This window comes from Lentzea roselyniae (genome assembly GCF_039537795.1).
Classification (GTDB): domain Bacteria; phylum Actinomycetota; class Actinomycetes; order Mycobacteriales; family Pseudonocardiaceae; genus Lentzea; species Lentzea atacamensis.
This window is the reverse complement of sequence record NZ_BAABBE010000013.1, coordinates 85,155-97,933: the sequence shown is the minus strand read 5'-3', so window position 1 is coordinate 97,933 and position 12,779 is coordinate 85,155. Positions and strand designations below refer to the sequence as shown.

The window sequence follows — 12,779 nt, the reverse complement described above, 5'->3', positions numbered from 1 at the left end:
CATCGCTGCCCGTTGGGGAAGCCGGTCAGCCGCGCTCGACGAAGTACGACGGCTGCACGGTGTTCGGCAGCGCGAGGAAGTCCCCGGACTTCACCTCGCCGAACCTCGTTCCCTCGACCGGGGTGGCTGTCGCCTGCCGGATTCCTTCGGTGTCGTTGTGGAAGACCAGCATCTGCGCGACGAACGTGCCGTCGGCGGTGGTGACCTCTCCCGGTGTCTCGGCGATGCCGGCGGTCCAGCCGAGCCGCACCGTCGCACCGGGCGGGAAGTCCTTGCCCTGCAGCGACACCACTCCGCCGAGCGGACCGGCATGCTGGTCCAGGGTCAGCGTCGGCTGCTTGATCACGATCCGGGTCGTGGCGACGTTGTCCTGCGCGTCCTCGTCCGGGCCGGTGGCGATCACGACGCCGGCCAGCTCGCGGTCGACGGCCTGGGTGGCCGGGATCGTGAACTCGACCTCGGTCTGGCCGTCGGGCCCGAGGGTGCCGACCGCGCACTCGGGGTCGCAGCCGAACGCGGAGGCGACGACGCGCACGCCGGTCAGCGTCGAGCCGGAACTGTTGAGCAGCTTGAAGGTCACCGTCACGTCGTCACCGCCGACGAACGCCGGCTGAGGGCTCGCCGACAGCGCGAGCGAGAGCGATCCGGTCCGTTCCAGGACCTTCACGGTGACCCGCGACGTGATGGTGCCGACCGCGGCCGTCACCACGTGCTCTCCCGCCGTGACACCGGTGGCCTCGCCGCTCACGACCTTCCGCTCGCCCGGCGCGATCGGGCCGATGTTCCCACCGGCCGGTCCGCCCGTCAGACCTTCCGGCACGGTCACCGTGAGCGTGGCGGGAGCGGGCGCGAAGCCGATGTTCACGACGGCGACCTCGATCGTCGTCTTACCGTTGAAGGGGATCTCGGCGGGCGTCGCGGTCGTGGTCACCGTGAGCTTCGCAAGTCGTTGCACGGCGGGCTGACTGCCGTTCTCCGTCAGGAGTCGCGGCGGCGTGCCGTCCTGCACCGCCACGGTCCACAGGTCCGGTGGCAGCTCCTGGTTGGTGGCCTGGAAGACGATCCTGGTGCCGTCCGGGAGCCAGGCGGGGTTCCTCGGGCGTTCGGCGTCCTCGGTGCCGCAGACGACCACGCGGGCGCCGGAACCGTCCGCACCGACCACGCAGATCTGCCCGTCCTGTGCGACGGCGAGGCTCTTGCCGTCCGGGGACCACGCCGGATCCTCGCTCGGGCGGTCCCGGCACGGCTCGCCGAAGCGTTCGGACAGGTTGATCTGCGAGCTGCCGTCCGGGGTGACGAGCCAGACGGCGGGGTCTTCCCGGTCGGCCGACGTGACGGTGACGACCGCCGTGTCGGTGCCGGTGTTGCCCCGCGCGTCGGTTGCGGTGCAGGTGACTCGGGTGACGCCGATCGGGAACACGGTGCCGGACGGCGGTGTGCACACCGGCGTGAGCGGCCGGTTCTGGTTGTCGGTGGCGGTGGCCTGGTAGGTGACCGTCGCGCCGGTGCCGTTCTGGGCCTGCACGATCACGTCGTTGACGCGCACCAGCGGTTCGACCAGGTCCGCGACCCGGACGGTGACGGTCTGAACGCGGCCGGGACGGACGTCCGGCTCGTTGTTGAGCCGGAACTCGATGGTGCAGCGCAGCGTGCTGCCGGGCGTGGTGTCCGGGGAGACCGTGAACTTCTCGGCGAACGTCACGTCCTCGCCGCTCGGCCCGGTGACCGGTCCGGGCGGGGTGAGCTCGACGGTGAGACCGGTGTCGCACTTCGGCACCGGGGTGACCGTGACGTCGAGGTCCCTGATGCCGTCGAGGATCGCCGTCTTGATCTGCTCCTCGCCGCCCTTCACGTACTTCTGCAGCGAGCCCTTGGGATCCTCGATGATCCTGTCGATCTGCTTCTCCGAGTTGAGGCCGCGCTGGGCGTTGCCGCTGTCGACACCGACCACGCGGATGTTGGCGCGCTTGAGCTCTGCGATGGCGTTGTCGACGGAGTCCTTGCCCGTGACCAGGTTCTCCGCGGTCGGCTCGTCACCGATGATGACGACGACCTTGCTCGCGTCCTGGCGGAACTCGAACGCGCGGGTGGCGGTCTCGATCAGCGCGTTCGCCCAGACCTCCGTGGAGTTGGCGTCCTCGACCAGCCCGACCCTCCCGACCGCGGCCACGGCCTCGTCGACGTTGCTGGTGAGCACCTGGTGACGCTTGAACACGTTGCCCTTGTTCTCCGCGCCCGCGTAGGTGGCGACGCCGAACCTGGTCTCCGGCTGCTCCTTCTTGACCTCCTCCATGATGTCCCTGAGCTGTCCCTGCACGCCTGACAGCTCGTCGAACATCGAGCGGCTGATGTCGATGAGCAGCACGACGTCCGGCTTCGGCGGGATGCGCGGGGTGTGCACGACCTGCTGGAGGTCGAACGTGCTGCCCCGGCGGGACGGGCGGTCGGTGTCGGGCACCTCGATCTCCGGTCGCGGAGGAGTGAGGTTGCTGGAGCGCCTGGTGATCGCGATGGTCCTGCCGTCGGGCGACCAGTCCGGCTGGGTGTCGTCGGCGGTGAGGTGGCCGGGGATCGGGATCTCGCCGGTCTTGGCGCCGTCGGACACGCGGTGGATCTGGATGATCGGGCGGGAGCCCTCGCCGTCCGGGATCCGGGTGACGGCGGCGATCATCGTCCCGTCCGGGGACCACGCCGGTTGCGACTGCGACCGCGTCTCGTTGTTGAGGCGCCTGGGACTCGTGCCGTCGGCGTTGGCGATCATGACGCGGTTCTCGTCGGTGTAGGCGAGCCTGGTGCCGTCGAGCGAGAACGCCGGGTCCTGCTGGCCGCGCGGGCTCCTCGTCAGGTTCGTGCGCGCGTTTCCGTTGCTGTCCACGGTGAAGACGTCGCGGTTGTCGTTCTCCAGGCTGGAGAAACCGATCCTGAACGGCTCGGGCTCCGGCGCCGGTTGGGCGCGGGTGACGGGAACCGGCGTCGCCAGCAACGCCACGAGCAACAACGGAAGTGCGCGCACGGTCATTTCACCTGCTTCTCGAACAGCTCGATCTCACTGATCGCCGTGTCGGTGCTCTCGCTCGACGGGTAGACGCCCGCGATCAGCACCTGGACCTGCTTGACGCCGTCGCCGTTCTTGATGTCGTGCTGCTGCTCGTCCGGCTTGTCGGTGAGCTTGATGTCGTGGGTCTTGCCGGTGTCGAACACCAGCGTGAGGCGCTGCGGCCGCGCGGACCCCAGGTACTTCTTGCCGTCGCCGTTGTGGACGATCATCCGGCGCAGGTCCGTGACGTGGTCGAACTGGATTGTCAGCGCCGCGCTCTTCGGGTCGGGGGCGGCCCAGAAGGTGGCCTTGTTGTTGTCCATGGCGAGTTTCGCGGGGTGGTCGGGGCGTTCCTGCGCGGCCGAGACCACGCTCTGCCGCACCGGAACCAGGTCCTCGGTGAAGATGCCGGCGACCGCGTCCTTGGCCGTGACGACCTGGGTGTTGACGGTGCCGCGGAACGGCTGGGAGAACGCGTAGAGGCCACCGAACAGCAGCACCGCGAGCGCGAGCAGCCAGCGGAAGGCCGTGCCGATGCCCTGGCGGACCTTCGTCGCCCTCCTGGTCCGGGGCGGGCGGCTGCCGCGTTCCCTGACCTTCGGGCCTTTCGCAGGCAGCCAGCGCTTCCACCACGGCTGCTTCTGGATGACCGCGTCGTGCAGCGAATGGCCGCAGACGCCGCAGAACTTCCTGGTGGGCACGTTGCCGGACCCGCACTGGCCGCAGATCAGGTCACCGGGCTGGGCCTGGCGCCTCATCGTCTGTTGTGGACGGTGGTGTGGCTGCGGCTGCGGCGCGGCGTCCGGGCGGACCGGGCCGGCCTGCACCTGCGCTCCGGTCCACTTCAGGAAGTCACCGCAGTTGCCGCAGAACTCGGCGTTGGGCGCGTTGTGCTCCCCGCACGTCTGGCAGACGATCATGTGGTCACCTCGATGGTCGTGGCGACGTGGGCGGGCACCATCCGGCGCACCGCCGCGGTGATCCGCGCCCGGTCGACCGCTTCCGGGTTCGGCACCCGGATGCGGATCAGCACGTGCGCGGGAGAGCTGCCCGGGATCGGGCCTTCCGGGCGGGTCGAGACGGAGGTTCCGCCGCTGTCCGCGATGTCCACCCGGCCGCCGGTGAGGAGCCAGACGTGTTCGGCCAGGCCCCTTCTGGTGCCGCGGAACCGGTGCAGGTGCACGGCTCTGGCGACCAGCTCGCGGCGCTGGGCGGCGGACCAGCTCTCGTCGAGGTCCAGGGCCACCCAGCCGGCCAGCCAGTCGACGAAGTCCGCCGGGGCGAGGCGCGGGTCGAGGTAGGCCGCGAAGCAGTCGAGGACGGTGAAAACAGGGGCGATGACCTCGTCCAGGGCCCGGGTGAAGCGCTGGGTGAAGTCGTCGTCGGTGTAGACGGAGGGCATGCGCTCGCCCAGCGGGTGCGGCGAGATCAGTTCGTCGACGGCACTACGCATTGCCACACCTCGACTCCTCGTTTCGTTGCCCGAGGACCTCGATCTCGGCGCGCATGTCAGCTCCTCGCCACTCGGACCTGGTGCCCGTAGGAGAAGGCCAGCCCGTTCGGCGGCAGGTCGATCCGCTGCACCGCCTGGCCCCTCTCCCCGGTCAGCAGGTTGGCCGCGAACAACCGGACGTCCTCGACCAGCTCCACGCCCGCGATCCGTTGCAGCACCGCGTAGACCTCCCCAGAGTGCACCGGCCGCCCGAACGGCCACCCGTCGCCGTCCGCTCCGCCGCGGATCGGGTCGAGGTAGTCGCCCAGCGCGTCCATCGCCCTGGCCCTGACCGCCTCGGTCGGCGTTCCCGTGCGGGCCTTGAGGTCCGCGACGACCGTGACGCCCTGGTAGAACGGCGGCTCGACGCTCACCCGCGCGCCGACGCACCTCCGCGCGTCGAGGTGCCGGGCGATCCGTTCGAGCGTCTCCTGGTCGACCTGGAACGCCGCGAAGTTCGGTTCCTCGTGCTCGGGCACCGCGGGCACGACCAGCACGCGCACCCCGTCGTCACCAGGCGCGCACCGCACCCGCGCGACCTCCGGAGCGGCCTCTCGCGCGAGAATCTCGTAGTCCTCCGCCGTCACCGCCCGATCCCTGGTCCGCAGCGACAGCGGGCCTCTCAGCGCCGCGTCCTCGACCGACTCCCCCGCGACACCACCGCGGCCGGGCTTGCGGTTGGTCACGTTGCTGACGAACGGCACCGGATCCCGTTGCACGGTCACGAGGTTGCGGGCGACGTTGCCCCGCAGCCCTCCGCCCGTGCGGTATTCGGGCACCCGGATCGCCGCCGACTTCGCGGGCACGGCGCCGTAGTGCCGCAGCGTGCCGTCCTGCTGCCGCACCGCCGGCCCGAAGATGATCTGGCCTTCGATGTTGTCCAGCAGGAAGTGGCGGTCCTGCGGGCCCGACTCGACGAACGTGGGCACCTCGGTCCAGGTGTCCCAGCCCTCGGTGGTCGCGACCTCGACGGTGATCGGCGCGCCTGCCACGACCGGGGTGCGGGCGAGCGGGAACCGCTGGCCCGCCACACCTTCGGAGACACCGATGGTCTCGCCCTTCACCACGTCGGCGTGCACGGCCTCGGTGGTGCCACCGATCGTGGCGGCGGTGACGTCGCGGATCTTCGGTGAGCGCTGGTAGAACGGCTGGCCCTGCCACAGTTCGGCGGCCCGGCACCGCAGCCAGCCGGCCCGCTGCCTGACCATGATCGACGTGGTGTGGCCCGGCGGGACGTGCACGACGACGTCGCCCGCGGAGTTGAAGCCGCCGTTGGTGAAGTGGTCGACCTCGCAGGCGGTCCAGCCCTCGCTCGTCCACGCCTCCCACACCCACGGCGGGTCGGCCGGGTTGATGCCGGAGCCCATCGGGTCGCAGTCGAACCTGAGCAGCACCGCGCAGCCGGGGACGGCGTTGGAGAGGCCGAACAGCACGGCGTCGCCCGGCTCCGGCTGCTCGCTGAACGCCGATGGCTCCTTGGCCGCCTTGAGGTCGTCGGTGCGGTCGACGGGCTGGCCGTTCGCCGTCGCCGTGGCGAGGTGCGAGAGCTCGCAGGGCATGATCGCGAGCGGGCGGTCGACCGTGAACACGACCGGCTCCTCGACGCCCTTGCGCTGGGTCGCGACCTGGTTGCCCTGCGGGACCTCCACCGGCGCGGGCTGGGGTGCGGACAGCCAGTAGGTGACGTCCACGCGTGCGGCGGTCGGGGCGAACAGCTCGACGCCGATGAGGTCGAGGAACCTGAGGTAGTTCAGCCTGGGCACGCGGTTGAGCCGGTACATCAGCTCGTCGACCATGTGCGCGAAGGCCTCGATCAGCGTGACGCCGGGGTCGGACACGTTGTGGTCGGTCCACTCGGGACAGTGCTGCTGAACGCGGCGCTTGGCCTCGTCGACGAGCTGCTGGAAGCGCCGGTCGTCCAGGTTCGGCAAGGGAAGCGGCATTACGCACCGTCCTCGTGCGGCGGTATGACGTAGAACGGGAAGACGAGGTTGCGCGGGTCGTTGGTGTTGTGCAGGGTGTAGCGGATGTCGATCAGCAGGGTGCCGTTGTCGGCCTCGGCGAAGTCGACGATCACGTCGGTGAGGTCGATGCGCGGTTCCCACCGCTCCAGCGACAGCCGCACCTCGTAGGCGATCTGCCCGGCCGTCGTGGAGTCGGCGGGCGCGAACACGAGGTCGTGGATCGCGCAGCCGAACTCGGGTCGCATGGGGCGTTCGCCCGGTGCGGTCGCGAGGATCAGCCGGATGCTCTCGACGATCTCGCGGTCGCCGTCGACGAGCGCCACCGATCCCGTCGCGTCGGTGCGGACGGGAAAGCTGAGGCCCCTGCCGATGAAGTCCACCGCTCATCCTCCGATCAGGACGGTCGGGCAGCCGGGCGGCAGGATCGGCGCGCCACAGCCGCTCATGTCACCCACGCGGGCCGCGGGTTTGCCGCCGATCAGCACGGTCGGGCAGCCCGGCGGGATGACCGGAGTCGGCGGGTGCACGGCGGGCGGCGGGAACGAGCAGGTGTGCATCGACCCGACCGTCGCGGCGGGCAGTCCGCCGATGAGCACGGTCGGGACACCGGGCGGCATGATGACGCCGGGGTGCCCGGTCATGTCTCCGACTCTTGCTGCGGGTGGCATGGTCCGTTCCTCAGTTGATCTTGACGATGGAGCCCTTGACGGTGAGCACACCGCTGGAGGTCACCTCGGTCCGGGCCTGGCCGGCGATCTTGACCTGGGCGCCTTCCGCCTTGAGCTCGGTCTGCGCCTTCACGGACACCTTCTGTCCCTTGAGCTCCAGCGGCCCGGTGCCGGCGTCGACGGTGATGCCGTTCTGCGCCTTGACGGTGATGGTCTTGCCGCTGGTGATCTCGATGTTCTGGGACTTCTGGTCGAGCTTGACGACGAACTTCCCGTCACCGCTGGAGATCACGATGCCGTCGTCCTCGACGAACTCGACCTTGTGCCCCTTGCGGCTCACGAACCCCCGCACCGCGATCTCGCCGTTGGCGCCGTCGACCGGCGGCTTGCTGAGCTTGGGCGGCTTGTCCTTGCCGTTGTAGAGACCGCCGAGCACGTAGGGCGCGTCGAAGTCGCCGTGCTCGAAGCCGACCAGCACCTCGTCGCCGACCTCCGGCAGGATCACCGTGCCGCGGTTCGCTCCTGCGCCCTGCTGCACGGTTCTGGCCCAGACGCTGGTGAGCTCCGAGGAGAGCCAGGGAAAGCTCACCTGGACGCGGCCGATCTGCAGCGGGTCCTTGGCGTTCGTGACGACGGCGGGCACGAGTCCGTTGAGCGGCTTGTCCTTCGTGCTGTGGACGAGTCCGTAGAGCGAGCGTTCCTGCCTGCCGGACACGGTGAACTCCGTGGTGTAGCCGGTGTGCTCGGCGAACAGGTGCCGGGTGCTGGTGAGGGTGTACTTGCCCTGGAACGGTTCGCCGACGTTGGCCAGCGCCACCGCCACCCCCGCCTTCAGCTCCGGGTTGCCCCGTGCCACGCCGGAGAGTTCGGCGCACGAGCCGCCGAGCTGTGCCGCCAGGGCTTCCGCAGCGGTCTTGGCCTCGGCGTGCGTCCGGTAGGCCAGGCCCGCTTCGAGGTGGGGCGGGGCCTTGAACTTGTTGGCGAGCTCGATCGGCTTGGCCTGCGGCACCTCGACGCCGGCGGTGTTCGGGGTGGCGGTCGCCACCACCTCCTGCTTGTTCTCGAAGTCCCAGCCCCTGACCTGGACCTCGGGCACCTGGCCCGCGGTCGTGATGCCCGCCCTGAGCGCCACGAGCGTGCTGTGCAGCTCGAGGACGAGCGGGTTGGACTTGGCCTTGGCGTTGGGTTTCGGCGCCGAGGCAGGTGGTTCGGGGAGCTTGAAGTCGAGCTTGCCGTCCTTGACCGCGATCTGCGCGCCGACCGTGCGCGCCAGGCGGCTCAGGAACTCCCAGTCGCTGACGTTGTCCTGGCTGAGCTGGGTGTCCGGCCTGCCGCCGAAGCCCGGCACGTTGTCGATGTCGCCGACCTTGATGTGCGCGCGTTCGGCGACCTTCCTGACGACGTCGCCGACCGTCATGTTCGGGTAGACCGCGACGCGCTTGCCCCGGAACAGCCGGTGCGCCTCGTCGTACCCCCTGACCTCGGTGAACGTGCCCTGGGCGTCGAGCTCGACCCCCACCGCGGTGATCTCGCCGCTCATCAGCGGTTTCGGCGCGCCGGGGTCGGCGGTCTGGACTTTGAGCGCCGTCTTCGCGCCGATGGTGAAGCGCCCCTTGGCGAGCACGACGTGGCCGGGGTCGCGGAACCGCAGCACGAACATGTCCGGCAGGTTCCGGCTGTCGTCGACGTAGGCGTAGGTCAGCAACAGCTTGACGTCCGCGGGCAACGGCTGGCCCTCGACCTCGACGACCAGGTTGTTGGCGAAGCTCTCGTTAGCCATGCTGGATCTCCTCCAACGCCGGAACGAGCACTGTTGAGCCGAGCTTGAGCCGCATCGGGTCGTCGATGTCGTTGGCCTCGGCGATGTGCCGCCACAGCTCCGCGTTGCCGTACGCCTTGTACGCCAGCGACTGCAGCGAATCACCGGCCGTGAGCGTGTGCGTGTCCCTGGCCGCGAGCGCACCGCTGGTCGGGTTCTGGCCACCCGGTTCGCCGCTGACCTCCTCCAGGTTGATCGTGCACACGGCCCTGACCGGCATCCCGCCGGGCGTGAAGAGCGTGTACTTGGCCGAGACGCTGGAGACGAAGCTGGGGACGCCCTTCGTGGTGCCCCACTGGAAGATGACCCAGGGCGGGCTGCCCTTGCCGCCCTTGCGGCTTTCCTTCGTGGGCACGGTGAGGTTGAAGAGCTGCTCGACCGTCTTGATGACCGCGTCGCCCATGGTGTCGGTCGAGTCGAGGAACATCTCCAGACTCAGCTTCGCCGGCTCGGCCCCCTTGAACTCCGGGACGCCGGCCTTGGCCGCGTTGGGCTGCGCCTGCCGCTGCCACTTGGCGTTCTTGGCGAGCGTCAGCTCCTTGGGGTTGAACGTGAACTTGATGACGCCCAGCTCCGCCCCGGGCTTCTGCAGCCCACCCGGCTTCGGCGGCTCGTGCACCGTGATGCTGGCGTGCTCCATCTTCTTGGACGTGGTCGCCGACCCCGCGCTCGTGAACGTGACGGTCATCGCGCGTCCAGAAACCCGTGGTGCGCCAGCTCAAGCGTCTCCGTGGCGACCTTGGCCTGCTCCGCACTGAGCTGCGGCCCCGTCCACCGCACCGGCACCACCCCGGCCAGCGACCAGCTGGCGATGATCTTCCCTTCGAGGGTCTTCGCCTCGATGACCGCGGTCCTCCGCCTGACCCCCGCCGCCATCCCCGAGATCCAGTTCGTGATCTTCTGGCTGTCCCTGGTGACCGGCCGCGACAGCTTCACGTTGGGGTACTTGATGCGCGTGGGCAGCTGCCACACCATCCCGTTGTTGCCGCCCTCCTCCCGCTGCTCGATGACGAACTCGCACCCGAGCCCCTCACAGCTGTTGAACGACCCCAGGTCGTCCTTGTCCACCGACACGCTGAAGCAGACGGCGACGGCTTCCTCTGGTGCGGTCATGGCATGTCCTCACAGGTCGGTGAGCGCCCCACGACGCTCACGGTCGAGCCACAGGTCGGCCTTGAGCCGGCGCAGCAGGGGGTCGTACAACTTCCGCAACAACTCGTCGGCGTTCTGCCCCGGCGGCGCTCCGGGCCCTGGTTGCGGCACCTCGGGTTGAGCCGCCTCGGCGCGCTGCACGGTGGTTTCGACGACGCGCTGGACAGGCTCCGGGGCCGGGGCCGGCTCGGGGTCCGGGGCGCGGGCCACGACGACGGGCAAGGCGGGTTGCACCTGCCCGAGCGGGCCTGCCGATGGTGCCGCGGCCGGCGGGATCGGCGTTTGTGGTGCCCGCTGGACGAGCGGGGGCGCGGAACCGACCAGTCGCTGCACTGCGGGTGCGGGTGCGGGTGCGGGTGCGGGTTCGGTGAAGGTTGCGGTTGGCGCGGTGGGCGCGGCATCGGTTCGCGACACGATCGGCAGGCTGGGTGCGGTGCCGACGAGCCGCTGGGCGACCGGTTCACCTGGGCCGGTTGACGCGTAAGGCGCGCCGAGGTTCGCCTCGGTCAGCGCGGAAGGCGTGGCGGAGCCGGCCGCGGTCGGCGCGGAAGGCCCGCCGAAGTTCGCCGTGGCAGGCACCGCGGAGCCGGCCGCGATCGCCGCGGAAGACGCACCGAAGTCCGCCGCGCTCAGCACGGAAGACACCGCGGAATCGGCCGCGATCGCCGCGGAAGACGCATCGAAGTCGGCCGCAGTCTGTACGGAAGGCACGGCGGAATCGGCCGCGATCGCCGCGGAAGGCCCGCCGAAGTTCGCCGTGGCAGGCACCGCGGAGCCGGCCGCGATCGCCGCGGAAGGCCCGCCGAAGTTCGCCGTGGCAGGCACCGCGGAGCCGGCCGCGATCGCCGCGGAAGGCGTGCCGAAGTTCGCCGCGCTCAGCACGGAAGGCACCGCAGAGTCCGCCGCGATCGGCGCGGAAGACGCACCGAAGTCCGCCGCAGTCTGTACGGACGGCGTGCCGAAGTCTCGTGCAGTCTGTACGGAAGGCACCGCGGAATCGGCCGCGATCGGCGCGGAAGGCCCGCCGAAGTTCGCCGTGGCAGGCACCGCGGAGCCGGCCGTGGTCGACGCGGAAGGGGCATCAGGGCGAGACGTCGTCGGTGCAGAAGGTCCGCCGAGATCGGCCATGGTCTGGACGGACGGGATGGCTGTGCCGGAGCCCGTGCCGAGGTCGGTCCCGCCCGAGGCGGATGCCTCTGGTGTGGCAGAACTGTCCGCAGCCGTGGGCCGACCCAGCACCGGGAGGCTGGGCGCCTCGCCGACGAGACGTTGCACCGCAGGCGGGCCACCACCGCTGGCCGTTCGGGACACGTGATCGGGCCCGGCAACTGCACGCGAGGCACTATCACTCGTCGTTGGGGACACGTGGTCGGCCCCGGCAACACGCTGCACCGCAGACGGACCAACATCACTGATCGTCGGGGGCACGTGGCTCGTACCGACGACACGCTGCACCGCAGGTAATCCCGCAGTTCCTGAGCCGGCATCGCCCTGGCGAGCGCCCGGCGTGCCCGCTGCCGGGATCCCGGAGCCGGAGACCCGTTGCACCATGGGCAGAGCTGCCCGCCCGGCCACGTCCCGGCTGGAATCCGCAGCACGCTGAAGGACATCGGTGGGCGGTCCTGCCGACACCGCTCCCGGCTCGACACCGCTCGCGGACGAGTCGCCGACACCAGTGCCGGTCACACCAGGATCGAGGACCGGCAGCTGGTCCGTGAAGCCCGCGGTCGGAGCCGACTCGCCGGCTTCGCTCACCGAGGCGGCGGTGGCGTCCCCCGTCATGGGCACCAGATCCAGGTCCCCTGCCGAAGTCAGCTCGCCACCGTGCCCGGCGTGTTCGGACGAGCTCGACCCGCCGGCGGAATCGGCCGCACCGGACTCGGAGGGCTGCCGCACGACCGGCATGCCGAGTCCTGGGGTTCGTGGTGCGTCGGCAAGCCTCTGCACGGACGGCGTACCCGCCTGCGGGGTCACCGGCTCAACCGCACCGCCGGAGTCGGCAGCCCGCTGCACAGCAGAAGGTGTGGCCTTGGTGGGGGCAGCCGCGCGCCCCGCCTCCGAGCCGTCCGGCCCAGCGGATCGCTGCAGCACGGACGAAATCGGCTCACCGAGTCCCAGCCTCCTCGGCCGGGACGGCGGGACCGGGCGTGGCGGCTCTTCCGCCGCCGAACGTTGCACAGCTGCTCCGACCGTGGGCGGCGGAGAGTCTTCAGCAACCGCCCCGAGGGCCTGAAGCGCGGACCCGCCCGGCTCGGCAGAGTCCGCGGCACTGCGCGAAACCACAGGCGCGGACGGCTCGGCAGCAAGCATCCGGGACACCACCGGCCCTCCCGAACCCGCAGGCCCGGAAACGTCTCCCCACACCGGCTTCCACTCGGAAGGCTCCTGCGCGGGAGCCGCCACGTCCGAGATCGAACCGGAAGGCTCCGCAGGCCCCACCGCGTGCGCCAGCGGCGCCAGGAACGACGGGTTCTGCCAGGCGGTCAACCGCGACGAGAACGCGGACACCGGGTTGATCAGCGGGTGCGCGGACACGACCCGCTGCAGCGGTGGCAACGTCCGCCAGTCGGCCCGGACGACGGGCAACGAAGGTTCAGCGGAACGCCGCCGAAAGGGCCACACAGCAAGTCACCTCCCCAAACCGAAC

At 70.4% G+C, this 12,779-nt stretch carries 10 protein-coding genes; all 10 read right to left on the bottom strand.

All coding sequences use genetic code 11. The features are described 5' to 3' along the window. Positions 1 to 25 precede the first annotated feature (25 nt). From ABFX45_RS23775 to ABFX45_RS23730, 10 genes are read right to left on the bottom strand one after another with little or no spacing between them, the layout of a single operon-like run. Positions 26 to 3,019: a VWA domain-containing protein gene (locus ABFX45_RS23775; protein WP_346131960.1), complete on the bottom strand. Its 2,994-nt coding sequence runs from the start codon at positions 3,017 to 3,019 to the stop codon at positions 26 to 28. Then, complete coding sequence (locus tag ABFX45_RS23770) at positions 3,016 to 3,957, bottom strand: NADase-type glycan-binding domain-containing protein (protein ID WP_346131959.1); 942 nt, start codon at positions 3,955 to 3,957, stop codon at positions 3,016 to 3,018. Before ABFX45_RS23770 ends, ABFX45_RS23775 begins: the two co-directional genes overlap by 4 nt. Continuing rightward, the gene (locus ABFX45_RS23765) at positions 3,954 to 4,490 is read right to left on the bottom strand and encodes a phage tail protein (protein WP_109637210.1); all 537 of its coding nucleotides are present in this window, start codon (positions 4,488 to 4,490) and stop codon (positions 3,954 to 3,956) included. Before ABFX45_RS23765 ends, ABFX45_RS23770 begins: the two co-directional genes overlap by 4 nt. A gap of 56 nt (positions 4,491 to 4,546) precedes the next feature. After that, positions 4,547 to 6,472, bottom strand: a complete 1,926-nt coding sequence (locus tag ABFX45_RS23760; protein ID WP_109637931.1) for a putative baseplate assembly protein — start codon at positions 6,470 to 6,472, stop codon at positions 4,547 to 4,549. Beyond that, a complete protein-coding gene (locus ABFX45_RS23755; RefSeq protein WP_109637209.1) occupies positions 6,472 to 6,873 on the bottom strand; it encodes a GPW/gp25 family protein in 402 nt (133 codons plus the stop codon). Before ABFX45_RS23755 ends, ABFX45_RS23760 begins: the two co-directional genes overlap by 1 nt. A 3-nt stretch (positions 6,874 to 6,876) precedes the next feature. Beyond that, positions 6,877 to 7,161, bottom strand: coding sequence for a PAAR domain-containing protein (locus ABFX45_RS23750; RefSeq protein WP_109637208.1), 285 nt, complete (start codon positions 7,159 to 7,161; stop codon positions 6,877 to 6,879). A 10-nt stretch (positions 7,162 to 7,171) separates the two neighbouring features. Further along, on the bottom strand, positions 7,172 to 8,941 hold the full coding sequence (locus ABFX45_RS23745) for a VgrG-related protein (RefSeq protein ID WP_346131958.1): 1,770 nt from the start codon (positions 8,939 to 8,941) through the stop codon (positions 7,172 to 7,174). After that, a complete protein-coding gene (locus ABFX45_RS23740) occupies positions 8,934 to 9,668 on the bottom strand; it encodes a CIS tube protein (RefSeq protein WP_109637206.1) in 735 nt (244 codons plus the stop codon). Before ABFX45_RS23740 ends, ABFX45_RS23745 begins: the two co-directional genes overlap by 8 nt. Next, on the bottom strand, positions 9,665 to 10,093 hold the full coding sequence (locus tag ABFX45_RS23735) for a phage tail protein (protein ID WP_109637205.1): 429 nt from the start codon (positions 10,091 to 10,093) through the stop codon (positions 9,665 to 9,667). The genes ABFX45_RS23740 and ABFX45_RS23735 overlap by 4 nt, the downstream gene beginning before the upstream one ends. A 9-nt stretch (positions 10,094 to 10,102) precedes the next feature. Continuing rightward, positions 10,103 to 12,754, bottom strand: coding sequence for a hypothetical protein (locus tag ABFX45_RS23730; RefSeq protein ID WP_346131957.1), 2,652 nt, complete (start codon positions 12,752 to 12,754; stop codon positions 10,103 to 10,105). Positions 12,755 to 12,779 lie beyond the last annotated feature (25 nt).

Coding starts and splice junctions, on each gene's coding strand:
- ABFX45_RS23770 (WP_346131959.1), bottom strand. CDS start 3,957: ATGATCGTCTGCCAGACGTGCGGGGAGCACAACGCGCCCAACGCCGAG.
- ABFX45_RS23775 (WP_346131960.1), bottom strand. CDS start 3,019: ATGACCGTGCGCGCACTTCCGTTGTTGCTCGTGGCGTTGCTGGCGACG.
- ABFX45_RS23765 (WP_109637210.1), bottom strand. CDS start 4,490: ATGCGTAGTGCCGTCGACGAACTGATCTCGCCGCACCCGCTGGGCGAG.
- ABFX45_RS23740 (WP_109637206.1), bottom strand. CDS start 9,668: ATGACCGTCACGTTCACGAGCGCGGGGTCGGCGACCACGTCCAAGAAG.
- ABFX45_RS23745 (WP_346131958.1), bottom strand. CDS start 8,941: ATGGCTAACGAGAGCTTCGCCAACAACCTGGTCGTCGAGGTCGAGGGC.
- ABFX45_RS23750 (WP_109637208.1), bottom strand. CDS start 7,161: ATGCCACCCGCAGCAAGAGTCGGAGACATGACCGGGCACCCCGGCGTC.
- ABFX45_RS23735 (WP_109637205.1), bottom strand. CDS start 10,093: ATGACCGCACCAGAGGAAGCCGTCGCCGTCTGCTTCAGCGTGTCGGTG.
- ABFX45_RS23760 (WP_109637931.1), bottom strand. CDS start 6,472: ATGCCGCTTCCCTTGCCGAACCTGGACGACCGGCGCTTCCAGCAGCTC.